Origin of the sequence: Bradyrhizobium oropedii, from assembly GCF_020889685.1 — a bacterium.
GTDB classification, from domain to species: Bacteria; Pseudomonadota; Alphaproteobacteria; order Rhizobiales; family Xanthobacteraceae; genus Bradyrhizobium; species Bradyrhizobium oropedii.
In genome coordinates, this window is the sequence record NZ_JACMYO010000027.1 from 22,035 (window position 1) to 44,248 (window position 22,214).

At 63.2% G+C, this 22,214-nt stretch carries 18 protein-coding genes, 1 tRNA gene and 3 pseudogenes; 6 read left to right on the plus strand and 16 right to left on the minus strand.

Annotation, left to right across the window (positions count from 1 at the left end):
• Window positions 1-49: 49 nt before the first annotated feature.
• The 3 genes from proB to H8A95_RS10385 all read right to left on the minus strand — a co-directional run bounded on the left by proB (window position 50) and on the right by H8A95_RS10385 (window position 2,894).
• Window positions 50-1,192 carry a glutamate 5-kinase gene (gene proB / locus H8A95_RS10375; RefSeq protein WP_229183085.1) on the minus strand — a complete coding sequence of 381 codons (1,143 nt, stop codon included), beginning with the start codon at window positions 1,190-1,192 and terminating at the stop codon, window positions 50-52.
• A gap of 68 nt (window positions 1,193-1,260) precedes the next feature.
• The gene (gene obgE, locus H8A95_RS10380) at window positions 1,261-2,313 is read right to left on the minus strand and encodes a GTPase ObgE (protein WP_229183086.1); all 1,053 of its coding nucleotides are present in this window, start codon (window positions 2,311-2,313) and stop codon (window positions 1,261-1,263) included.
• Between the two features lie 101 nt (window positions 2,314-2,414).
• A complete protein-coding gene (locus H8A95_RS10385; RefSeq protein WP_229183087.1) occupies window positions 2,415-2,894 on the minus strand; it encodes a MaoC family dehydratase in 480 nt (159 codons plus the stop codon).
• Window positions 2,895-3,062: 168 nt separating this feature from the next.
• Here H8A95_RS10385 and H8A95_RS10390 point away from each other — a divergent pair, with 168 nt between their 5' ends.
• Window positions 3,063-3,977 carry a DMT family transporter gene (locus H8A95_RS10390; RefSeq protein ID WP_229183088.1) on the plus strand — a complete coding sequence of 305 codons (915 nt, stop codon included), beginning with the start codon at window positions 3,063-3,065 and terminating at the stop codon, window positions 3,975-3,977.
• A gap of 209 nt (window positions 3,978-4,186) precedes the next feature.
• Here the strand turns inward: H8A95_RS10390 and H8A95_RS10395 are convergent.
• The 4 genes and pseudogenes from H8A95_RS10395 to H8A95_RS10410 all read right to left on the minus strand — a co-directional run bounded on the left by H8A95_RS10395 (window position 4,187) and on the right by H8A95_RS10410 (window position 6,999).
• Window positions 4,187-4,782, minus strand: a pseudogene (locus H8A95_RS10395) (GNAT family N-acetyltransferase).
• A 169-nt stretch (window positions 4,783-4,951) separates the two neighbouring features.
• Window positions 4,952-5,221, minus strand: coding sequence for a 50S ribosomal protein L27 (gene rpmA, locus H8A95_RS10400; RefSeq protein ID WP_212020076.1), 270 nt, complete (start codon window positions 5,219-5,221; stop codon window positions 4,952-4,954).
• A gap of 102 nt (window positions 5,222-5,323) precedes the next feature.
• A complete protein-coding gene (rplU, locus tag H8A95_RS10405) occupies window positions 5,324-5,794 on the minus strand; it encodes a 50S ribosomal protein L21 (RefSeq protein WP_229183089.1) in 471 nt (156 codons plus the stop codon).
• Between the two features lie 255 nt (window positions 5,795-6,049).
• Window positions 6,050-6,999: pseudogene (locus H8A95_RS10410) on the minus strand (GlxA family transcriptional regulator).
• A 124-nt stretch (window positions 7,000-7,123) separates the two neighbouring features.
• Here H8A95_RS10410 and H8A95_RS10415 point away from each other — a divergent pair.
• Window positions 7,124-7,927: an SDR family NAD(P)-dependent oxidoreductase gene (locus tag H8A95_RS10415; protein ID WP_229183090.1), complete on the plus strand. Its 804-nt coding sequence runs from the start codon at window positions 7,124-7,126 to the stop codon at window positions 7,925-7,927.
• Between the two features lie 122 nt (window positions 7,928-8,049).
• Complete coding sequence (locus H8A95_RS10420) at window positions 8,050-9,210, plus strand: ROK family protein (RefSeq protein WP_229183091.1); 1,161 nt, start codon at window positions 8,050-8,052, stop codon at window positions 9,208-9,210.
• Between the two features lie 198 nt (window positions 9,211-9,408).
• On the opposite strand, the gene H8A95_RS10425 is transcribed toward H8A95_RS10420, so the two are convergent.
• The gene (locus H8A95_RS10425) at window positions 9,409-10,272 is read right to left on the minus strand and encodes an alpha/beta fold hydrolase (protein ID WP_229183092.1); all 864 of its coding nucleotides are present in this window, start codon (window positions 10,270-10,272) and stop codon (window positions 9,409-9,411) included.
• A gap of 212 nt (window positions 10,273-10,484) precedes the next feature.
• Here H8A95_RS10425 and H8A95_RS10430 point away from each other — a divergent pair.
• A tRNA-Ser gene (locus H8A95_RS10430) sits at window positions 10,485-10,574 on the plus strand.
• An 86-nt stretch (window positions 10,575-10,660) separates the two neighbouring features.
• Window positions 10,661-11,165: pseudogene (locus H8A95_RS10435) on the plus strand (GNAT family N-acetyltransferase).
• Window positions 11,166-11,219: 54 nt separating this feature from the next.
• Here H8A95_RS10435 and H8A95_RS10440 read toward each other — a convergent pair.
• The 5 genes from H8A95_RS10440 to H8A95_RS10460 form a co-directional block, all read right to left on the minus strand.
• Window positions 11,220-11,927: a hypothetical protein gene (locus tag H8A95_RS10440; protein WP_420839366.1), complete on the minus strand. Its 708-nt coding sequence runs from the start codon at window positions 11,925-11,927 to the stop codon at window positions 11,220-11,222.
• An 81-nt stretch (window positions 11,928-12,008) separates the two neighbouring features.
• The gene (locus tag H8A95_RS10445; RefSeq protein ID WP_057020971.1) at window positions 12,009-12,209 is read right to left on the minus strand and encodes a hypothetical protein; all 201 of its coding nucleotides are present in this window, start codon (window positions 12,207-12,209) and stop codon (window positions 12,009-12,011) included.
• Window positions 12,210-12,395: 186 nt separating this feature from the next.
• Window positions 12,396-12,980 (minus strand): protein-S-isoprenylcysteine O-methyltransferase, encoded by a 585-nt coding sequence (locus H8A95_RS10450; RefSeq protein ID WP_229183093.1) that lies wholly within the window; start codon window positions 12,978-12,980, stop codon window positions 12,396-12,398.
• A 244-nt stretch (window positions 12,981-13,224) separates the two neighbouring features.
• Window positions 13,225-13,764, minus strand: coding sequence for an SGNH/GDSL hydrolase family protein (locus H8A95_RS10455; protein ID WP_229183094.1), 540 nt, complete (start codon window positions 13,762-13,764; stop codon window positions 13,225-13,227).
• 125 nt (window positions 13,765-13,889) lie between these two features.
• The gene (locus H8A95_RS10460) at window positions 13,890-14,669 is read right to left on the minus strand and encodes an alpha/beta hydrolase (RefSeq protein ID WP_229183095.1); all 780 of its coding nucleotides are present in this window, start codon (window positions 14,667-14,669) and stop codon (window positions 13,890-13,892) included.
• A gap of 317 nt (window positions 14,670-14,986) precedes the next feature.
• Here H8A95_RS10460 and H8A95_RS10465 point away from each other — a divergent pair, with 317 nt between their 5' ends.
• Window positions 14,987-16,216: an alpha/beta hydrolase gene (locus tag H8A95_RS10465; RefSeq protein WP_229183096.1), complete on the plus strand. Its 1,230-nt coding sequence runs from the start codon at window positions 14,987-14,989 to the stop codon at window positions 16,214-16,216.
• Between the two features lie 369 nt (window positions 16,217-16,585).
• On the opposite strand, the gene H8A95_RS10470 is transcribed toward H8A95_RS10465, so the two are convergent.
• The 3 genes from H8A95_RS10470 to H8A95_RS10480 all read right to left on the minus strand — a co-directional run bounded on the left by H8A95_RS10470 (window position 16,586) and on the right by H8A95_RS10480 (window position 22,161).
• Complete coding sequence (locus tag H8A95_RS10470) at window positions 16,586-18,178, minus strand: ABC-F family ATP-binding cassette domain-containing protein (RefSeq protein WP_229183097.1); 1,593 nt, start codon at window positions 18,176-18,178, stop codon at window positions 16,586-16,588.
• A gap of 132 nt (window positions 18,179-18,310) precedes the next feature.
• The gene (locus H8A95_RS10475) at window positions 18,311-19,630 is read right to left on the minus strand and encodes an Hsp70 family protein (protein WP_229183098.1); all 1,320 of its coding nucleotides are present in this window, start codon (window positions 19,628-19,630) and stop codon (window positions 18,311-18,313) included.
• 155 nt (window positions 19,631-19,785) lie between these two features.
• On the minus strand, window positions 19,786-22,161 hold the full coding sequence (locus tag H8A95_RS10480; RefSeq protein WP_229183099.1) for a membrane-bound PQQ-dependent dehydrogenase, glucose/quinate/shikimate family: 2,376 nt from the start codon (window positions 22,159-22,161) through the stop codon (window positions 19,786-19,788).
• Window positions 22,162-22,214 lie beyond the last annotated feature (53 nt).

A 22,214-nucleotide genomic window follows, 5' to 3' on the forward strand; every position in this document is an offset into this window, starting at 1 on the left:
ATGGCAGATGGGCGGCAGGCCGGATGTCGGCCCGGTGGGCGATTTGGGCCTACTTGGCCGGGATCGCCCCGGCCGGGCCGATCACGAGATCGTCGCGATGGATCATCTCGGACCGGCCGCTGATGCCCAGAATGGTCATCACGTCTGGCGAGGAGCGGCCCTTGATCTTCTCGGCGTTCTCGGCGTCGTAGGCCACCAGGCCGCGGCCGATTTCATGGGTGTCGGGGCCGCGCACCACCACGGCGTCGCCGCGGGCGAACTGGCCGTCGACCCGGATCACGCCGGCCGGCAGCAGGCTCTTGCCGGCGCGCAGCGCGGCCACCGCACCGGCGTCGATGGTCAGCGTGCCCTTCGGCTCGAGCGAGCCCGCGATCCAGCGCTTTCGCGCGGTGACGGGATTGGCCGGGGTCAGGAACCAGGTGCAGCGGCCGCCATCTGCGATCGCCTGCAAGGGGTGCTCGATCTTGCCGGAGGCGATCAGCATGTGGGTGCCGGCGGTGGTCGCGATCTTCGCAGCCTCGATCTTGGTGGTCATGCCGCCGCGCGACAGCTCGGAGCCGGCGGAGCCTGCCATCCCCTCGATTTCCGAGGTGATGCTTTCGACCACCGGGATCAGCTTGGCGTCGGGATCGACCGCGGGCGGCGCGGTGTAGAGGCCGTCGATGTCGGACAGCAGCACCAACAGGTCCGCACTCGCCATGGTGGCGACGCGGGCGGCGAGGCGATCATTATCGCCGTAGCGGATCTCTGTCGTGGCGACCGTGTCGTTCTCGTTGATCACGGGCACCGCGCCCCATTCGAGCAGCTTTGCGATGGTCGAACGCGCATTGAGATAGCGGCGGCGCTCCTCGGTGTCCTGCAGTGTCACCAGGATCTGCCCGGCGCCGATGCCGTGATGGCCGAGCACCTCCGACCAGATCCGCGCCAGCGCGATCTGGCCGACGGCTGCGGCAGCCTGGCTCTCCTCGAGCTTCAGCGGACCGCGCGGCAGCTTCAGGCGGCTGCGGCCGAGCGCGATCGAGCCCGACGACACCACCATGACCTCGCAGCCTCGCTTGTGGAGCTTCGCGATGTCCTCGACCAAAGCGGCCAGCCACGATGCGCGCACCTCGCCGGCCTGCGAGTCGACCAGCAGCGATGAGCCGACCTTGACGACGATGCGGCGAAAGTTCTTGAGCGCGGGGCGTTTCATGGGGTCGGTCTGGCAGGAAGGTGGAAGCAAGAGGCGCCACAATGTGGCTTGGGAAGTCTGGTTGCCGCTCAGCCCTGCGGCAGCGGCGTCGCCCACGGCTCGGCCTGGCCGCCCTTGGCCTTGTTGGACACCGGTGCCTCGCCGATCACCTCGACCAGTGCACGCAGCGCATCCTGCACGCCTTCGCCGGTCGCGCCTGAGAGCAGCAGCGGCGTCTTCTTCGCCGCCCGCTTGAGGCGGTCCTTCTGTTTCTTCAACTCGTCTGGCGTGACCGCGTCGATCTTGTTGAGTGCGACGATCTCGATCTTGTCGGCGAGCTGGCCTTCATAGGCTTCGAGCTCGGTGCGCACCGTCTTGTAGGCCTTGCCGGCATGCTCGCAGGTCGCATCGACCAGATGCAGCAGCACGCGGCAGCGCTCGACATGGCCGAGGAAGCGGTCGCCGAGGCCTGCGCCTTCATGCGCGCCTTCGATCAGGCCGGGAATGTCGGCGAGCACGAATTCGCGGCCGCCGTAATTCACGACGCCGAGCTGCGGATGCAGCGTGGTGAACGGATAGTCGGCGATCTTCGGCCGTGCCGCGCTGACCACCGAAAGGAAGGTCGATTTGCCGGCATTGGGCAGGCCGACGAGGCCGGCGTCGGCGATCAGCTTCAGCCGCAGCCAGATCCAGCGTTCTTCGCCTGGCGCGCCGGGATTGGCGTTGCGCGGCGCGCGGTTGGTGGAGGATTTGAAGTGCGCGTTGCCGAAGCCGCCATTGCCGCCTTCAGCGAGCACGAATTTCTCGCCGAGCTCGGTGAAGTCGTGCAGCAGGGTCTCGCGGTCCTCGTCGAACACCTGGGTGCCGACCGGCACCTTCAGCACGATGGGCTTGCCGTTGGCGCCATGGCGGTCCTTGCCCATGCCATTGGTGCCCTTCTGCGCCTTGAAGTGCTGCTGGTAGCGGTAGTCGATCAGCGTGTTCAGTCCGTCGACGGACTCGATGATGACGTCGCCGCCGCGGCCGCCATTGCCGCCGGACGGACCGCCGAACTCGATGAACTTCTCGCGCCGGAATGCGACGCAGCCGTTGCCGCCGTCGCCCGAGCGAATATAGACCTTGGCTTCATCGAGGAATTTCATGATTTTCACTAGTTAGGGCAGGGGGGCCGCGGCGGCAACCCGGAAAGGCCCTGACTTCAGCGAAAAGCCTTAATTTTCGGGCCTTTTTACGGCCCTCGCGGCTAAGTGGGCCGCCTCCGGACCAGGAATTTCTGCAACCCCTCCAGCACCAGCTCGCGGCGCTGGTTGTGCACGGTGGAGCGCAAGGTCACGACGCCGGTGGTCTTGCCCGGCGACAGCTCGATCACCTCCAGCGCGGGGTAGATGGTATCGCCGGCATAGACCGGCTTCAGGAACTTGCTCGATTGTTCCAGGAAGCCGACCAGCGACTCCTCGACGACATAGGGAAACAGCCCCGCCCCGGGCGCGGTATGCACCAGGGTCTGGAAGCCGTGCGCAAGCAGATCGGGCATGCCGCGCGTGCGGCAATATTCGACGTCGTAATGGATCGGATGGGTGTCGCCGCTCGCGGTCTGGAACGCGGCGAACACCGCCGAGGTCTGGGTCCGGCTCGGAATCACGAAGCGCTCGCCGAGCACGAAATCCTCGAACCAGCGCTGCGCCGGGACCATGCGATGCTGGGTGGGGTCGAAGTCGCTCATGCGGCGTTTCCTGCTCTGTTTTTTGAAGGGCTGGCCTACCGGTAGCGCAGGCGCCGGACTGCGACAATTGGTTCGATCTGCCGCCGCCGGGGTTGTCCTGCACCGCCACGTCGGTAAAACCGGCGATACGACCGGCCCGACTCAGAGGCGGCGACAACAAGACGACTAATGAGCCTGTTCGCAAAACTGTCCTCCTACGACGATCGATCGGCGCGGCTCGCCGGCATCGGCCTGATGCTGCTGTCGATCTTCATGTTCTCGTTCGGCGACGCGATGGGCAAATTCATCGTCGCCACCTATTCGGTCGGGCAATTGCTGTGGCTGCGGGCCTGCGCGGCGCTGCTCGTGCTGCTGCCGATCGTGTGGAAGCGGCGTGCGGATTTCCTGCATCTGGAGCGTCCGTGGCTGCAATTGCTGCGGGTCACGCTGTCGACGCTGGAAGTCGCGGCCTTCTTCCTGGCAACCGTCTATCTGCCGCTCGCCGACGTCATCACCTACTATCTCGCGGGGCCGATCTTCGTCACCGCGATGTCGGGCCTCGTGCTCGGCGAGCATATCGGCTGGCGGCGCTGGACCGCGATCCTGGTCGGCTTCTGCGGGGTGCTGATCGCGCTGCGGCCGTCGGCACAGACCATCAGCTGGCCGGCGATGATCGCGCTCGGCGGCAGCCTGTCGTTTGCGGTGCTGATGCTGATCACCCGATCGCTGCGCGCGACGCCTGATATCGTGCTGGCGACATCGCAATTCGGCGGCACGTTCATCCTCGGCCTCGTGCTCTCGCCGATCGGCTGGGTGACGCCGACCCCCGGCAGCCTCGTACTGTTCTTCACCGCCGGCATCATCTCGGTCGCGGCGCTGCTCTGCGTGAACCGCTCGTTGAAGCTCGCGCCGGCGAGCGTCGTGGTGCCGTATCAGTATTCGATGATCGTCTGGGCGGTGATCTTCGGCTTCGTGGTGTTCGGCGACGTGCCGTCCTGGGCCACGATCATCGGCGCCGCCATCATCATCGCGGCCGGCCTCTACATCTTCGTGCGCGAGCAGCAGCTCGGGCGCCCGGACTCCGCGGTGAATCCACCGGCGTAGGGTTGCTGCGTAGGGTGGGCAACGGCGCTCCCGCATAACGGCTGTCGTCCCTGCCTAGTGCGCAATTGCGCACGGGAGCAGGGACCCATAACCACCATTGCTTGTCGTCACCTGCGCTGGAGCCACAGCTCGGCCGAACAATGACCATCTGTGGTTATGGGTCCCCGCGTTCGCGGGGACGACCACCGGAATTGCGGAGCGGTCGAGCCTTAGCTCTCCCGCCGGACCGAGTTGTTCCAGCTCTTCAGCGAGGTCCAGACGCCGCGCGACAGGCGGAAGCAGTCGACCGGGCTCGATGAGCCCAGCGCGTCGAAGCGATGCAGCTCGACGCCGCCCCACTGGAAGCCGCACTTCTCCAGGATGTTGCGCGACGACGGATTGACGACGCGGGCGCCGAGATCAGCTGGTCGAGATCGAATTCCTCGAAGAAATAATCGATCACCGCCCGTGCGGCCTCGGTACCGAAGCCCTGGCCCCAATGGTCGACGCCGAGCCAGTAGCCGAGCTCGGCGCTGTTTTCCTCGCGCCAGTCGATGCCGACCATGCCGATCGGCGTGTGATTGTTCTCGATCAGGAAAACGGTTTCGCGGCCGCCGGCGCCGAGCGCGCGCACGAAGTCGATGGCGTCGTCCTGGGTATAGGGATGCGGCAGGCGGCGGGTGTTCTCCGCGATGCGGCGGTCATTGGCGAGGCGTGCGATTGCCTTTACGTCCGCGAGCGTCGGCTTGCGCAATGTCAGCCGTTCGGTCTCGAGGACGCAAGCTCTTGCCTCGCGCAAGGTCGGCGTCGGGATGTCCTGCAACATGTCGAGCTCCTGTGATGCGACAATCGGTACGCAACGCTTGGAATGTCACGCGCGGTCGAACCGGATCGCGCGCAACAAAAAGGGGAGGCCGGTTATCCCGCCTCCCCTTGGAGCCCTTTGCGACTCCGCCGGTTCAACAGGACCCGGCGGACTCATGTGTGTCCACCGTCTACTCGGCCGCCTCTGCCATCGGAACAACCGATACGAATGTGCGGCCATTGGCTTTGGCACGGAACTCGACATGACCCTCGACCTTGGCGAAGAGAGTATGATCGGTGCCCATGCCGACATTAAGGCCAGGATGCCAGGTGGTGCCGCGCTGACGCGCGATGATGTTTCCGGGGATCACGCGCTCGCCACCGAACGCCTTGATGCCAAGGCGCTTGCCCTTGGAATCACGTCCGTTGCGCGATGAACCGCCTGCTTTTTTATGAGCCATAGCTCGTCTCCGACTTCGCTTTGATCTCTAGATCAATTCCTTGACGGAATCATTTCACGTTTTGTCACGCTTCAAATCTGAAAGCGCGACGATCACTTCTTCTTAAGCCTTGGCCGCGGCCTTCTTGGCCGGAGCCTTTTTTGCGGCCGGCGCCTTTGCGGGCGCCTTCTTCTTGGCCGCCTTCGGTGCTGCGTCCTCGCCATCATCGGCGGGCGCTGCGACCTTTTCCTTCTTCGGCCGCGGGCCGATGGTCGGCTTGGCGTTATCGGCGAGGATCTCGGTGATGCGAAGCACCGTGAGCTCGTCGCGATAACCGCGCTTGCGGCGTGAATTCTTGCGGCGACGCTTCTTGAACGCGATCACCTTGGCGCCGCGCTTGTGCTGCAGCACTTCGGCTGCAACGGTCGCGCCTGCGACGGTGGGCGTCCCCAGCACCGGCGTGTCACCGCCGAGCACCAGAACTTCGCCTAGCTGCACGATCGTGCCGACATCGCCGGCGATCTTGCCTATCTCGAGTACATCATTCGGAACGACACGGTATTGCCGGCCGCCGGTTTTGATGACTGCGAACATCGTTTGATTCCTTCGTGTTCGGTTCCGGCCTCGGACCGATGGTCCGGGTCGGCTTTTTGTTCAGTCGCTATGGGTTATGTGTTTCGCGCGAAGGGAATGAATTCCCAAATGGTTCGCACAAAAACAATCGGCGCGAGAAATCCCCGCGCCGGATGGGCGGACTTATAGCCGCAAACGACGGGGAGTCAAGGTAAAGCAGGGCAAAAACCGGCCAAAGATGAAGGGTTTGGCGCGATTTTGGCCCGGATTAACGGTTCAAGCCGCGGTCTGCGCCGCAGCCCGTGCGTGGCGGCGGATGGCCTGCGGCGGCTGCCCCAGCACCCGCAGGAACGCCCGCCGCATCCGTTCGCGGTCGGCAAAGCCGGTCTCGCCGGCGATTTCGTCCATCGAATGGCGGCCATCGCCGATCAATTCGCGGGCGGCCTCGACCCGGAGCTGCTCGATCGCCTTGGCGGGCGACTGGCCGGTCTCGGCGCGGAACGCGCGGCTGAACTGGCGCGGGCTGAGCCGTGCCACCTCGGCCAATTCCTCCACCGACAGTTCGTTGCGCAGATGCGCCTTGGCGTAGTTGAGCGCGTTCTGGACGCGGTCGGATTTCGGGGCGAGCTCGAGCAGCGCGGAAAACTGCGACTGGCCGCCGGTGCGGCGGTGATAGACCACGAGCTTGCGCGCCACCGACCGTGCGACCTCGACGCCGAGGTCATGCTCGACCATCGCCAGCGCAAGGTCGATCGTCGCGGTCATGCCGGCCGAGGTCCAGATCGGTCCGTCGATGATGTAGATGCGGTCCTGCTCGACCTTGAGCCCGGGAAATCGGGCCTGCAATTCGGCGGCGAATTGCCAGTGCGTCGAGACGCGCCGGCCGTCGAGCAAGCCGGCTTCAGCCAGCGAGAAGGCACCGATGCAGGGCGCCGCGATCCGCTGCGATGCCGTCATGGCGCGGCGGATATAGCCGATCAACTTCGGCGACGCCGGATGCAGCTCGTGGCCGGCGCCGATGAACAGCGTGTCGAAGCTGCGCTCGCCGAAGGCTTCGGTTTCGACATTGAAGCCGGCGGATGACCGCACCGGGCCGCCATTCTCCGACAGCAGCGTGACCTCGTAGAAGGGCGCGCCCGCGATCAAATTGGCAACCTCGAAGGCGGTGATGGCGGTGAAGCCCATCACCTGGAAATCCGGGAAATGACGAAGCCGATCTCCTTCATGGAACCCTCCGGCGGCAATCTGTGTCCTAAAAAGGTGTATATATGACATTTGAGACATGCAAGGGGGTCGGTAAAACCTGAGCAGCGGCCAAAACCGGCCGTTTGGGTCAAACAGGAGACCAACATGACCAAGTCAGCCAAAGGAACGGCGCTCGTGACCGGTGCGTCGTCCGGAATCGGTGCCATCTACGCGGACCGGCTCGCACGGCGTGGCTACGATCTGATCCTCGTCGCACGCAATCGCGAGCGCCTCGATGGGCTCGCCAAGCGTTTGTCGGCGGAGACGGGCCGATCGATCGAGATCGTCGCCGCCGACCTCACCAAGCGCGCCGACGTTTCGCGGATCGAGTCCATTCTGCGCAGCAACGCCGGCATCAGCGTGCTGGTGAACAACGCCGGCGTCGGTGCGACGGCACCTCTGCTCGCATCCGATGTCGACAAGATGAGCGACTTGATTGCGCTCAACGTCGACGCGCTGATGCGCCTGACCTATGCGGCGGTGCCGGGGCTCGTCGCGCGCGGCGGCGGCACCATCATCAACATCGCCTCGGTCGTCGGCGTGCAGCCGGAACTGCTCAACGGCGTCTACGGCGGCAGCAAGGCTTTCGTGCTGGCGTTGACCCACTCGCTGCAGCACGAGCTGAAGGACAAGAACATCCGGGTCCAGGCCGTGTTGCCCGGCGCCACGGCCACCGAGTTCTGGGGCATCGCGGGTACGCCGGTCGAGCATCTGCCGGGCGAGATCGTGATGAAGGCCGAGGACATGGTCGATGCGGCGCTCGCCGGCTTCGACCAGGGCGAGGTCTTCACCGTGCCGTCGCTGCCGGAGGCGGCCGATTGGCAGGCCTATGAGGCGGCCCGCCAGAAGCTGATGCCGAACCTGTCGCGCAGCACACCTGCGGCGCGTTACGGGGTGAAGGCCGCCTGAGACCATTCTGAGGTCTTTGCGAAATTGCGTCCCGCGCCGGCCGAAGCGCCGCAGCGCGGGACGCAACCATTTGAGTTCCGCTTCGTTAATGCTGGGAACCTCAAGCGGGCAGGCACGGGCGAATGGCTGAAGACGCTGCACTGACCACGGGCATCGCACATCACGGTGCCGCGCGGCTGCCGTCGGTCGATATCGACAGCTTCAACATCGAGCTGAAGGACGACGACGGTTTTCTCGGCGATCGCGCTTCCAAGGGCGCGTTCCGCAAGATTTTCGACCGCTGGCGCAAGCCGCTGCGCAAATCCGGCGAGGATCCGTTCGGCGACGAGCCGTCGGACAAGATCAGCAAGAAGAAGCTCGATGAGATACTCGTCGGCGACGACACCGAGGCCTCCGCGGTCGTGCACAGCGCGATCGAGGAGTTCGCCCAGGAGCTCGCCCATGTGACGCGGCGCTTCCTCAACACCAAGGACTGGGCCAGGACCGAGCGCATCGTGGTCGGCGGCGGCTTCCGCGACTCCAGGCTCGGCGAGCTCGCCATCGCACGCACCGAGATCATCCTGAAGTCGGAGGATTTCAAGGTCGACATGGTGCCGATCCGATTTCATCCCGATGATGCCGGGCTGATCGGCACACTGCATCTGGCGCCGTCGTGGATCTTCGAGGCGCATGACGGCGTGCTCGCGGTCGACATCGGCGGCACCAACATCCGTTGTGGCGTGGTCGAGACGCGCTGGAAGAAGGCGCCCGACCTCTCCAAGGCGGCGGTCTGGAAATCGGAGCTGTGGCGGCATGCCGATGACGAGCCGACGCGCGAAGGCGCGGTGAAGCGGCTGGTGAAGATGCTGAAGGACCTGATCGCCACGGCCGAGAAGGAAAATCTCAAGCTCGCGCCGTTCATCGGCGTGGCTTGTCCCGGCGTCATCAACGAGGACGGCTCGATCGAGAAAGGGGCGCAGAACCTGCCGGGCAATTGGGAGAGCAGCAAATTCAACCTGCCGGCGAGCCTGGTCGAGGCGATCCCGCAGATCGGCGATCATGACGCCGCGATCGTGATGCACAATGACGGCGTGGTGCAGGGACTGGCCGAGGTCCCGTTCATGCAGGATGTCGCGCGCTGGGGCGTGCTGACCATCGGAACCGGGCTCGGCAATGCCCACTACACCAATCGCAAGAAAGACAACGGCAAGGACGAGAAGGCCGAGAAGAAGGACAAGGACAAGGACGACGACGGCGACAAGAACGGGAAAAAGGCCAAGAAAGCCAGGAAGGCCGACGCCTGAGCCATCGGGATTCGGCGATCGCGCGGTAAGGTTGATCGGTTAGGTTAAGATCGGCTTCGCGTTGCCGTTTCGGCGTCGGCCGCTACCGTGGACCGTGTCGCTCCCGCCGACCGGCGAAGCCGCACTTCCCGGCCTGCAATACTAAAAGGCGGCACGGGACCGCCAGTTTTTGTCGCGTCCTGGCGGTCCCACCACCTTCTACCTCCAATTGATCCGCTCGAAGAAGCCTCCGATCTCGGCGGCCGCGCGATCGGGGTCCTCGCGATGCGGGAAATGTCCGACATCGGGAAACATCTTCAGATCCAGGTTGGAGAAGGTCTCGCCCAGCCGATCGGTCCATTGATAGGGAAACAGCGGGTCGTGCTCGGCCCAGCGAATGCAGGTCGGCACATCGATCGGCGGCAGCGCGGGCGCCTCGCCCTGCATCATCTTCACGCGCCCCGCATGTGACGCGCGGTAATGCGCGAAGCCGCCGGCGAGATTGCCCGGCTTGAAGAAATTGTCGGCGAAGTCCTCGATCACGTCGTCGAACGCAGCCTTGCGGTGGGTCCAGTTGTGCAGGAAATGGCCGATGTAGGTGCGGCAGCTGTCCCTGTTAGCACCGACCAGCGCGGGCGCCATCTCCATCTGGTGGAACGACTGGTACCAGATGTGCTTCAGCCGGTCCGGCGCGGCCATGCGCGCCCCGATGCCGGGATAGACGAAATCGAAGAAAAACAGTCCGGCGATCCGTTCGGGCGCCTTGCGGGCGAGCGGCTGCATCACCGCGCCGCCGACGTCGTGGCCGACCGCGCCGGCCTTGTCGATGCCGAGCGCATCAAGCAGCGCCAGCATGTCGTCGGCATGCTGATCGGGGCCGTAAGGGCCTTGTGGCTTGTCGCTGTCGCCGAAGCCGCGCAGGTCGGGCGCGATCAGGGTGTAGCGGTCGGCCAGCCGCGCCATCACCGGCTCCCAGGTCAGCCAGAATTCCGGCCAGCCATGCAACAGCAGCAGCGGCCTGCCGCTCCCGGTCCGGACGACGTGGAACGCCGCACCGTTGGCTCGAATCGTCACATGCTCCATGGTCCGCTCCTGCTGTCTCTGGATCGCCCGCGCGCCGATCGAACCAGAGCCTTCCCGCTAGCGCTTTGTTTCCGCGCGCTTTCTTGCGCCGTCCCGGTGCTTCGGTGGCGCGCGGCGCCGGTGACGGAAATATTATTGCAGCGCCTTGTCTGGACCGCCATCCTCGCCTAGAACACGCCCGACCGCGGGTGGTGCAAATCACCTGGGCCGCTGGAGAGGTGGCAGAGTGGTTGATTGTACCGCACTCGAAATGCGGCATAGGTGCAAGCCTATCGGGGGTTCGAATCCCCCCCTCTCCGCCATCCACGACCTGAACCGAGACCGCCAAACCATCCGGCTGTGCCGGATCAGCAGGCCGGCCGCTGGCCGCGGCACGTGCCAGCCAGCCATGACCGACGAAATTCCAACCCTCAGAACTGCTCGCCTGACGCTTCGTCCGCAGACGATCGCGACCTTCCCGCCTATCTGGCGTTCCTGGCTTCGCAGCGCTCCGCCGACATGGGCGGGCCGTTCGATGTGCGTTCGGCGTGGGAAATGTTCTGCCACGATCTGGCGTGCTGGCGCTTGTTCGGCCATGGCGCGCTGAGGATCGAGCTCACGGCTTCGAAGCAGTGCGTCGGCCAGGTCGGCATCAACCGCGGGTCGCTGTTTCGGAGAAGGGGCTCGGCTGGCTGCTCTATGACGGACACGAAGGATACGGCTACGCCACCGAAGCCGCGCGTGCCTTGCGCGACTGGGCCTTTGCGACGCTGAAGCTGCCGACGCTGGTCAGCTACATGTCGCCCGACAATGCGATGTCTGCCGCGGTGGTGAGGCGATTGGGTGGTGTGCTCGATCCGTCTGCGCTTCGGGAAGATCCCGACGATCTGGTTTATCGCTATCGGCTGCGCTGAGCGGAGATGCGTAAGGCGTTCACGTCAGCGGCTCGAACAGCCTTGGCGAGAAAACTATTGATCCGAAGCGGCCAACTGCGCCGTTTGGCGTCCGCCGTTGATCTCTCTCAACTGGTTTACGTATTCCTCAGGCTTCAACAAGTGGAATGGAGCCTTCAGACCCATGAAGTTAGCTATACGACCAATAAAGGCCGTGCAGTTGGTCGTTTCTGCGTTCCAAAGAGGCGAGGTCGCCTGGAGGTGCTTGATGTACGCGAAAACCTTGTTCGCGTCGGCCTCGCTCAAGTACACGCGATAGCTGGCCGTCAGATACTGCTCGTCAAGGTCACCGTAGCTCGCTCCGGTCTCGGAGGGCACCCAGGTAAGGTGTCCCAGCACATAAGGCAGGACATCGCCCGCCGGGTGCAGCCCCGCGACCTCGACCTGCTTCTCGCTTGTCTTGCCGTACCAAACAAACGCATGCCCATAAGAAGCCGCCGTGCGGGCACGAAAGTCGACGTAGTATGGCCCTTTGACCGAAGACCTTCGAACCGGCTTCGCGGCTGCTCCGGAAGCGGGACCGTTTGGACCAGCGACGGCCGCCGCCACAACCGACCTCGACGACGGCTTACGCGGCTTGTCCTGCTGCAGCGGCGCCTGATCCGTTTGCGCAGCCATTTGCTGCGCATGACCGATGCCGGCTCCCAAAGTCGCGGAAGCCATAACGACACCAATTCCGGCAAGCAGCCGCAGGCCGCTCCGTTTCCGATTGGATTCTGGCACGTTCAAGCCCTCACAAGGGTAGTCAGCCCCAGGCAGCGCCTTCAGCAAACTGAAGGGTGCGCTGCCTGAGCGATCCTCGAGCTAACCCTTCGTCACGATCGGAGCAGGAGCTTTTCCAACCGGGTACTTGCCGACGGGGTACTTGCCAACCGGATACTTGCCGATCGGCATCTTGCCAACCGGAGCCGTAGCAGTAACCGGCTGCGGATGAGGAAGGTCTGCCGCGCTGGCGGCAGCCACAAAACCGAACGTCGCAACTCCAGCAACCAGGAACTTCAACATCGTGATCTCCGAGATGGGTAGCGTGAATATGAACAGCCTACCCTCTAACGGCTATGGCGTAATTAACGCTGTAGCAAAACTGGCGCTTGCGCGGTCGTTTCCTTGCCGAGTGTGACAAAAACGGCACGGGATTGTTGCTTTGGATGAGTATCCGGACGCGAGATCGGCGAGAGGATCCTTACCGGCTCAGAACAGCCTCGGCAAAAGGCGTCCGGTCCGGGCCATATACTGGCGATACTCGTCGCCGAAGGCGTCCACCATCATCTGCTCTTCTTTGGCAATCCGCCCGAAAAACAGGGTTCCAAATCCGATCAGGCCAGCGAAACCAGCCACCCAGTTCGGCAGCAGCAATGCCTGAGCAACAGCCCAAAGCCAGAATGCGGTATACATCGGATGGCGAACACTCCGATAAATACCGTCGGTGATCAGGCGATGATTTTCCCGCACGTCAAGACTGACGGACCAATTCCGACCAAGAGCTCGATGGGTCAGCCGGAACATGACCAGCGCCGCAACCGCGACGAAAACACCGAGCCAGGCTTGAGCCGGCCGGAAGGCGTATGATGCGAAATGAGGCATGGCCGTTGCGATGTAGATGAGCGGCACAATGCCAAGACCCGTGAGCGATATCAGCAGCAGGGTGTTTTCGCGCGAGCCTCGGGCGCTCCTCTCGACCTTTTCACGGCGAGCTCGACGCGCGTATCTGTAGCGGATGAGATACCAACCGACCGCCATCATCACGAACACGAACTTGGCAATACCGGGCGTCATCGTGGACCACGCGCTTGTTTCGCTGGCGCGGCATCTTCGCCGATCATCGAAAGGGTACCATCCTTGGCGAGCGTCTGAGATCTGACAAAAACAGGTCCACAGACCGGCATGAACCAATCATACAGGGCTTGCGGGTCGTTTCCACCGATTAGTTGGCAGCCCGACAGGTGGATCCAGGGTGGATGCGTTGTCGGGTTTGCACTATTGAGCCGGATAGCACAACGCCGGCATGGCAAGGCTTTTTTTATCTCGCGCGCGGCGAAGCCGCGGTGGCTCTCCGGTCTATCTCCAACACTCGCGGGAGCAACTGCGAGGCAATGAAAGCATGCCCGGCGTCCGTGAGGTGAATGAGGTCGAAAGCGTAATACTGCGCAGGTATCTCTTCGTCGTACAAAATAACCTTGATGGCGCGCTCACGGAGCCGCCGCTCCATCGCCGCGATGTTGGCCGCCCGCTGCTCCTTCGTGACAAGGAAGCGCCTATCGTTGCCTCCAGGCTGCAAGATCACGATGTCGGTTCCCTTCGGCACGTCGCTATCAATGCGCTTGAGCATGCCGGCGGTGGTGTCAAAGGGAACTCCGGCATTGGCGACGGTCGCATTGACGCCCTTGTCTCTCAGCAGGGCTTCCAGCTTGGCCGGATAAGCGCCCTGCTTCCCAACGTACCAGCCTTGGGTGTTGCTTGCGCCGACTGCCACGATATGAATCGGCTTCGTGAAGGCTGCACACACGGTCGCCACGCAACACACGGCGATGGCGACTGAGAGTTTTCCAAATGGCGTCACCGACTGCCTCTCCCGGCTTGAAGTGCTAAAGAAAACAACACCGACACCGGGCTCCTGCAGGGGCCTGATCTAAAGCCTCACATCTTGCGTCAACACCAACTTCAAACTGTCTTTTGGGCGGTATGCTAAGAGTTGGTCGAAGCTTGGGCTGCAGGTGAAACCAGGTTCGAAGGACCCTGATTTTTTCGTGGGCGCGCGACAGCCGATCCGATTGCCCTGATCTTTCGTATGACCATGCTATGCAACGCCGCGTCTTTATCGATGTTGAAGTGAGTGACGTTTGCATCACGAACATAATAGTTCGTCAGCTCGCCGCGGAAGCCGGGTCCGCGACTTATTCTAACGCTTTCATTTTTGTACAGATTCAGAACGCGCCCTACGTTGGCCGATGCCACATGCGACGATGTGCCGTCGAATGGAACAACCAAGGCAACCGGCACGCCCATTTGGCCAAGGTACTCTGCCATCGACATCACGGCATCTGCACCAAGAGAGTGTCCCACCAGTATGATAGGCCCGCGCTGGCCGGCTCTATATTTTACGATGATGTCGTCGGCGACGCTTCTCCATTGGGTGTGATTTGCGACAGCCGCGGCAACGCCAGCCGCTTGCAGCTGGGCGGCAAGGCCGTCCATGCCCAAAGAAAAAACGTTCAACAGTCCGCGAAATAAATAAACATGCGCCGCAGAAGAGTGCAGTCGAGCGGGCGAATTTGTCGATCTAAGCGCCACCGCCGTTCCGGGCTTCGCCTGAGCCCCCTTGTTCAAAAGCAAACTGCTTGCAAAAAAAATCGTCAAGCCGGCGCAAATCAGCGCCATGCTGTAACGCAATCTCTTCATCGTCAGAATCCTTCGCCACCTTAAGTCGAGCCGCATTAAATCAGACTTACGAATCGTGACAATCATGAACGGCTTCGAAAACCGCGTTGAGGCGCGCAATTGGCTCACTGTCGCGGATTTGCCACACGAAGAAAGCGATCGTGTCGCGACCGTCAGGGTCCTCCATGGCCAATGACTCCTGGCACCCTGCACTTTTTTGCTCAAAGCCAAACTCAACGAGTGCCACCCCGCGGACGAAGTGGTAATTTTACAGGCCGAGATCCGCATCACCCATGTCAGGTTCACCGGACTGCGGTCAACGAGGAGCGTCGCCTAAGTGTCCATCCATTTCCGTTTTACAGAATGAGCGCCGATCAATATCTTTACAGAATTCGAGTTGCTGGATGATTCGACGGCGGCACGTCTTCCACATTGGTGGTTACGATCCAATCACCCCCGAAGCGCAGGTCGAACGCTTGCGGCGCTCGCTCTCGAGCTTCCAAAAGATTTGGGGCGCTTCTTCGCGGCTGTCGGAAATATCGAACACGTCTGCAATCAGTGCTTCATGCAGCCTGGAAGCATGGGGGCCGAACTGGAAAACTCACGCCACCTTCGAAATGCTCCGCTGGGATGATCTCATCCGGTGCGATTCGAAAGTCGGCTTCGTGCATCGTCTCGTTCAATCCTTGAAAGCGCTATTCGATTTCATCGTAACGGGAACGATATTCAGGTATGCGATCGCAAGCTGGAAGTACGCTCTCTTTTTCATCTTTCCATATTGCTGTTTGCTATTGATCGCATTTTGCAGCGTTGGGCTGTCATACCTGTTGATCAGGCTCATACACGTTCCATTTTGGATGGAATTACTGCTTGGACTTTTCTTGTCGCTTGCCATCTTCGTCGGCGCGATGCTCTGGATCGGACCAAAGCGCAGGATAAATCACATTCTCGATGATGCCATTTTCTCCCACCAATTTCTTTACGGGCAGAAAAGCGAACTTGATAAGCGGCTCGACGCTTTTGCGAGCCTGATATCAAGAACGGTTCGGGCCGCAGAAGTTGATGAAGTTCTGATCGTTGGCCACTCCCTTGGCGCGGCGCTCACAATTGCGGCGGTGGCGCGCGCGCTGAAATCGAATCCTCCGCTCGAAACGAGCGGGCCCAAGCTATGCATTCTCACGGTGGGCGCCACTATCCCTAAATTCTCGTTGCATCCGATGGGCGGCCAAATACGGGAAGCGGCGCAACTCGTGGCCGGAACGCCGGCGATAGACTGGGTCGAATACCAGGCGCGAGATGACGCAATCAGCTTCTATCGCTTCGACCCCGTCACTCTGAAACGCGTCAGTCGAGACCATTCAGGTGACCACCCGAGGATTCGGCGTGTCCAAATACATTCAATGGTAAGTCCAGCCCGCTTCAAACGTCATCGCTTCAACTTTATGCAGATCCATTATCAGTTTCTGATGGGAAACGATCAGCGCTCGGTCTACGACTATTGCATGATTGTTTGCGGGCCGCTCGACTTCGACGTCGCGACGTCACCGTCTGGAGCGGTTGGGCTGTTCGAGGCGGACGGTTCGGTGGCGACGACCGAAGTTGATGGTCGGCTCGATCCGTCATGTCGAGAATAGCGAAGCAGGTTGCCGGCTGCCTCTGCCGGCAGTTGCCGGCACCAGGTTGTTGAGCGGGAGAGCGTGATGACCTTGCACGGCCATGTTGGCTTGTGATGCTGACGCCGGGTCTGGTGCGTAGGCGGTATGATAGACGATCGCGATCAGGATGCGACCGCCGCCGGTTCCGATAGTGTGCATGGTAGCGCGTCCAAACGTGACATGCGCTGCGAACTTTCGTCCGGCGGATGTTGTTCCAATTGACCGCCACTCAGGCTGGAGGGGTGGCCGCGGGCTACTTTGCATGGGGTTGTTTTCGACATTTTGCTGGGAGCCGCACCGACGGGCGCGATCGACCCGAAGGATGACCCCCGACAATCCCATCGATCGTCACCTTGTATCGGCACCGAGGTCGAACCTGCGGGTGATTGCGATCGCGTCGAGGAAGGTCTCGTCGTGGCTGACGACCAGCAGAGCGCCGTCATAGGCGCGCAACCCGGCCTCGACCGCTTCCATGGATTCGATATCCAGATGGTTGGTCGGTTCGTCGAGGATCAGGAGCGGCGGCGGCCGCACGCCACCCAGAACGCAGGCGAGGCCGGCGCGGAGCAACTGGCCGCCGCTGAGGCTCGCGACGGTTTGCAGCGCTGCATCGGCGCGAAACATGAAGCGCGCCAGCGCGGCGCGACAGGCGTTCTCGCCGGCATCCGGATTGATGCGCCGGAAATTATCCAGGATGGAGGCCGAGGCATCGAGCAGGCTGACTGCCTGATCGAACATCGCAAAGCGGGTCATCACCTCGACGCTACCGCGCGCCGCGGTCAAGCCGCCGCTGACGAGCTTGAGCAGTGTCGTCTTGCCGGCGCCATTGGCGCCTGTGATCGCAACACGCTCCGGGCCCGAAATGGAGAAGGTGAGATCACGCAGGATCGGCGCGTCCGCGGTGTAGCCGACATCGGCGGCCTCGATCCGCAGCACCATCCTGCTCGCCGGCAGATGTATCGACGGCAATTGCACCGAGAATGGTTGCAGCACCTCGATGCGCTGGCGCGCCGTGGTGGCCAATTCGAGCGCTTGGGTCCGCCGCCGCTCGGCGAGCCGGGCCTTCTCGCCGCCGGTGTCCTCGCTGCGATCCCTGCGCAGCCCGGCGGCGATGCGCGGCATGTCGCCCTTGGCGCTTTTCTTCGCGCCGGCGCCATCCTTGCGCGCTTGCCGTTCGGTCGTTTGCCTCGCCTTGCGGTCGATCTCGGCGACGCGCTTCTCGGCATCGGCCAGATCGTGGCGCGCCGCCGAAAGCTCGATGGCCTTGCGCGCACGATACTGGCTCCAATTGCCGCCATAGCGCCGCGCGTCCAGCGAGGTCAGTTCGACGATCGCATCCATGGCCTCGAGCAGCTCGCGGTCGTGGCTGACGATGATCGCGCCATGCCGCCAGTCCGCGAGCAGGTCGATCACCGCCTTGCGTCCGGCGCGGTCGAGATTGTTGGTGGGCTCGTCCAGCAGCAGAAAATCAGGCTGTGCGAAGGTGAGGGCCGCAAGGCGCGCCCTGGTGGCCTGCCCGCCGGACAGCATCGCCAGCGGCGCGTCGAGCACGTCGTTCAGTCCGACGCGCGCGAGCGCGGCCGCGATGCGCGTATCGAGCGTCCAGTCGACATCCGCAAGCTCCTCAGTGGTCGCAAGGCCCTGTTCGGCACGGCGCAGTGCGGCCAACGTGTGGCGCGCATCGAAGAGGTCGATGACGCATTCGTCCGGCGCCACCTGAACCGTCTGATGCAGCATCCCGATCCGTCCCTGAACCGTGACCGCGCCGGATTGCGGCGTGCGCCGGCCTGCGATCAGGTCGAGCAGCGTCGTCTTGCCGACGCCGTTGCGGCCGACAAGGCCGATGCGTTCGGGTGTGAAATTGAGGTCGATATTGGAAAGGAGAACCCGACCGTCAGGCGCGGAAAGGGTCAGATTGGACAGCGCGATCGATGCTGGCATGGATATCCCCGTGGGCAAGGCTGATAGGCATTGCTGTCAGGGTGAAATCCATGGTCGTCGGCATCCTCAGGCGTTGATGATTGAATTGATGTATTGGCCTAATGCGCCGGGATCAAGGCGCGAAGCCAAACGTCAGGCCGCTTCGGCGAAGGTCCAGCGGTCGGGATCGGCCAAGTGGCCGATCAGGGCGAGACCGTAGGCGATCGATTCGAACTGATCCGCCGAGGTAAGCCGCGCTTCGCCAAAACGCTCGGCAAACAGGCGCTGCACCGCCGGCACGAACGAAGTGCCGCCGGTCAGGAACACCTTCTCGACGTCGCGTGCGGTGATGCCGGATTTCGCCAGCGCCTCGTCGACGGTCGCGCCCAGCCGCTCGATGTCGTCGGCGATCCAGGATTCGAAATCGTCGCGCGTCACGGTCGCGCCGATATCGATGCCTTGGCGGGCAAAGCGGAACTCGACGCGATCGTTGCTCGACAGCGCGACCTTGGTGTCGGACACGGCGCGGTAGAGCGCGAAGCCGAGATCATGGTCGACGATGGTGATGAAATCGTTCAGCGGTGCCGGGTCAATCGCGGTGCGCGCGAGCTGCTGCAATTCGCGCAGGTCGCCATTGCCCCTCATCATCGCGAGCTGATGCCAGCGGGCAAGGCTCGAATAATAGTGATTGGGGATCGGCAGCACCTTGTCGAACGAGCGGTAATTGGTGCCCTTGCCGAGCCGCGGCGAGACGATGTGGTCGACGATGCGGTAGTCGAAGGTGTCGCCGGCGATGCCGATGCCGGCATGTCCCAGCGGCTCGGCGCGCAGCACGCCGCCCTTGCGCGAGAAGCGCATCACTGAGAAGTCGCTGGTGCCGCCGCCGAAATCGGCGACCAGCACCGTGGCGTCGTGGTCGAGGCTGCGTGCAAAGGAGAACGCCGCGCCGACCGGCTCATAGACATAGCGCGCATGGCCGGCGCCGAGCCGCTCGAACGCGGCCCGGTAGCGCTGCATCGCGAGCTCGTCATTGGGATTGCCGCCGGCAAACTTCACCGGGCGGCCGACCATGATGGTCGGTGCGCCCAAATCGAAGCCTTCGCCGGCGTGGCGCGTCAGCGTGCGCAGGAACGCCGCCAGCAGATCCTCGAACTTGTAGCGCTGCCGGAAGATCTGGGTGGTGTTGAAGGCCGAGCTCGCTGCAAACGTCTTGAACGACTGGATGAAGCGATGGATCGTCCGCCCCTCGAGGAACTGCTCGATCGCCCACGGACCACCCTCGGCGTGCGGATGCAGGCCGGCGCCGGGCCGTTCCTCCCAGAAGCACAGCGCAGACACATAGACGCTATGCGTGCGGCCGCCATGGTCGAAGCGAACAGCCTCGACGCGGCCGTCGCCGTCGGACAGCGCGACAACGGTGTTGCTGGTGCCAAAATCGACGCCAATCGAGACGGCGGGCGGGGCGCTCGACATGTCATGCTCGGAATATGATGTGAAAGGGGGCGGACCTTTAGCGGCTTTGGCCTGACTTGCCAACCCTTACTGAGGTCGCGGAACCCATTTCGAGCACGATGTCTCATCACCACCGCGTCATCCGGAATGCGACGCTTGCCGCATTCCGGATCGGCTTAGTCCTTCAATGCGTAGGCGATGACGTAGTCGCCGCGCTTGGTGCCGAACGAGCCGTGGCCGCCGGCGGCAGTGACGACATATTGCTTGCCGTCGACCTCGTAGCTCATCGGTGTCGATTGGGCGCCGGCGGGCAGGCGATCTTCCCAGATCACCTTGCCGTCGCGCACGTCGTAGGCCCGGATCGTGTACTCATAGGTCCCGGTGTAGAACGCGACGCCGCCAGCGGTGGTGATCGGCCCGCCCAGCATCGGCACACCCATCTTGAAGGGCAGCGGCAGCGGCGTGGTGTCCCGGATGGTACCGTTGGGATGCTGCCAGACGATCTTCATCGTCCTGAGATCGATCGCGGCCATCGAGCCCCATGGCGGCCGGTAGCACGGCACGGAGAGCGGCGAGAGGAAGCTCGAAATATCCACGCCGAACGGCGTGCCGTACATCGGCTGCGTCCCGACCTCGCTGCCGACCGGCTTCTCGGCGGTCGGCGCCGGAGGATTCTGCGGGCCGCGCGGAATGAGCCTGGAGGCGAACGGCAACGACATCGGATTGGCGATGGCGATCTGCCTAACAGGATCGATGGCGATGCCGCCCCACTCGAACATGCCGAGATTGCCGGGGAAGACCAGCGTGCCCTGCAACGACGGCGGCGTGAACGTGCCCTCGTAGCGCAGCCGGTGGAACATGATCCGGCACAGCAGCTGGTCGAAGATCGTGCCGCCCCACATGTCGGCGCCGGTCAGCTTCGCCTCGGGCCGGAATGTCAGTTCTGAAAACGGCTGCGTCGGCGCAGAGCGGTCGCCGGGCGCGGGTCCTTGCGGCACCGGACGTTCCGGCGCCGGCACGATCAATTCGCCGGTCCTGCGGTCGAGCACGAAGATGTTGCCGACCTTGGTCGGCTGGATGATCGCGGGCACGATACCCTTGGCCGTCGTGACATCGACCAGGCTAGGCTGCGAGGGAACGTCCATGTCCCAGAGATCGTGATGCACGGTCTGGTACGACCAGGCGCGCTTGCCGGTGTCGACGTCAAGCGCGACGATCGAGCTGGAATAGCGCTCGACCAGCGCATCGCGATTGCCGCCCCAGATGTCAGGGCCATTGTTGCCGGTCGGGATGTAGACCAGATTCAATTTCGGATCGAACGAGGCGGTGATCCAGGAGTTCGGCGAGCCGTTGGTGTAATGCCGTGTCGGTGACGGCAGCGCGTTCTCGTCGGCGGCGGCGGAGTCCCAGGCCCAGACCAGTTTGCCGGTGAAGACATCGAAGCCGCGGATCACGCCGGACGGCACCTCGACCGCATAATTGTCGATCACCGCGGCAGCAACGACCAGGATCCTGTCACTGACGACTGGCGGCGACGTCGGTTCGAAGAAGCCCGCCGTCTTGATGCCCATCCCTTGTTGCAGGTCGAGGATGCCGTGGTCGGCAAAACTCTCGCACGGCTTGCCGCTGTCGGCATCGAGCGCGATCATGCGGCCGTCATTGACCGGCAGGAAGATCCGCCGCGGGCATTCGGGCGGCGCCGGATTGCCGCCAGAGTCGACGGCGCCTGGTGCGGTCTCGTGATAGGAGACCCCGCGGCAGGTCATGTGCTGGAACGTCTTGTTGTGCACGAGCTTGGGGTCGTATCGCCAGCGCTCGGTGCCGGTCTTGGCGTCGAGCGCAAACAGCACCTGATGCTGCGAACACAGATAGAGGGTGTCGCGCACCTTGATCGGAGTGACCTCGAACGTGGTCTCGCCGGAATCCTCCGGTGTCTTCACGTCGCCGGTGCGGAAGGTCCAGGCGACCTTGAGCTTGCCGACATTGTCGGGCGTGATCTGCTTCAACGGCGAATAACGTTGCCCGAACTGCGTGCGACCGTATGCGCGCCAATCGCCATCCGGCTGCGGGTCAGCTTCGCTTTGCTGCACGGCCGCGCCGGCTTCGGCAATCGTGCCATTGATGTCGTGATAGCTCGTCAGCAGCCCGGCCACGAGCACGACTGCGGCCGCCATCACGCCGATCCAAAGCGGCGCCGTCGCGCGCGCGTAGGATACCGGCGCATCTCGCACCAGGCCGCGAACGATCACCGGCGTCAAAAGCCAGAGCGCCATCGGGAAGATGACATCGCCACGCGCCGCGAGCGGCCACCAGTCGAATTTCACTTCGTAGACGGCCCATGCCAGCGTGCCGACCAGCACGATCGCAAACAGCCAGAGCGCCTGACGGCGCTGCGCCAGCAACAGCGCAGCCGTGGCGAGAATGCCGATGCCGATGACAATGTAGATGATCGATCCACCCAGCGCGGCGAGCCAGATGCCGCCGCCTGCGAGGATCAGGCCGATCAAGGCGTAGACAATACCCGTGATGAAGACGGCGCTGGATCGCTGCATGGCTGCACCAGTGCGGAAGAGGCACCGGGCTTGTCCCGCGCAAGCGCAACAGA

Excerpts from the sequence above, each read along its gene's own strand:
- proB (WP_229183085.1), bottom strand. The coding sequence starts at position 1,192 with ATGAAACGCCCCGCGCTCAAGAACTTTCGCCGCATCGTCGTCAAGGTC.
- obgE (WP_229183086.1), bottom strand. The coding sequence starts at position 2,313 with ATGAAATTCCTCGATGAAGCCAAGGTCTATATTCGCTCGGGCGACGGC.
- H8A95_RS10385 (WP_229183087.1), bottom strand. The coding sequence starts at position 2,894 with ATGAGCGACTTCGACCCCACCCAGCATCGCATGGTCCCGGCGCAGCGC.
- H8A95_RS10390 (WP_229183088.1), top strand. The coding sequence starts at position 3,063 with ATGAGCCTGTTCGCAAAACTGTCCTCCTACGACGATCGATCGGCGCGG.
- rpmA (WP_212020076.1), bottom strand. The coding sequence starts at position 5,221 with ATGGCTCATAAAAAAGCAGGCGGTTCATCGCGCAACGGACGTGATTCC.
- rplU (WP_229183089.1), bottom strand. The coding sequence starts at position 5,794 with ATGTTCGCAGTCATCAAAACCGGCGGCCGGCAATACCGTGTCGTTCCG.
- H8A95_RS10415 (WP_229183090.1), top strand. The coding sequence starts at position 7,124 with ATGACCAAGTCAGCCAAAGGAACGGCGCTCGTGACCGGTGCGTCGTCC.
- H8A95_RS10420 (WP_229183091.1), top strand. The coding sequence starts at position 8,050 with ATGGCTGAAGACGCTGCACTGACCACGGGCATCGCACATCACGGTGCC.
- H8A95_RS10425 (WP_229183092.1), bottom strand. The coding sequence starts at position 10,272 with ATGGAGCATGTGACGATTCGAGCCAACGGTGCGGCGTTCCACGTCGTC.
- H8A95_RS10445 (WP_057020971.1), bottom strand. The coding sequence starts at position 12,209 with ATGTTGAAGTTCCTGGTTGCTGGAGTTGCGACGTTCGGTTTTGTGGCT.
- H8A95_RS10450 (WP_229183093.1), bottom strand. The coding sequence starts at position 12,980 with ATGACGCCCGGTATTGCCAAGTTCGTGTTCGTGATGATGGCGGTCGGT.
- H8A95_RS10460 (WP_229183095.1), bottom strand. The coding sequence starts at position 14,669 with ATGATTGTCACGATTCGTAAGTCTGATTTAATGCGGCTCGACTTAAGG.
- H8A95_RS10465 (WP_229183096.1), top strand. The coding sequence starts at position 14,987 with ATGATTCGACGGCGGCACGTCTTCCACATTGGTGGTTACGATCCAATC.
- H8A95_RS10470 (WP_229183097.1), bottom strand. The coding sequence starts at position 18,178 with ATGCCAGCATCGATCGCGCTGTCCAATCTGACCCTTTCCGCGCCTGAC.
- H8A95_RS10475 (WP_229183098.1), bottom strand. The coding sequence starts at position 19,630 with ATGTCGAGCGCCCCGCCCGCCGTCTCGATTGGCGTCGATTTTGGCACC.
- H8A95_RS10480 (WP_229183099.1), bottom strand. The coding sequence starts at position 22,161 with ATGCAGCGATCCAGCGCCGTCTTCATCACGGGTATTGTCTACGCCTTG.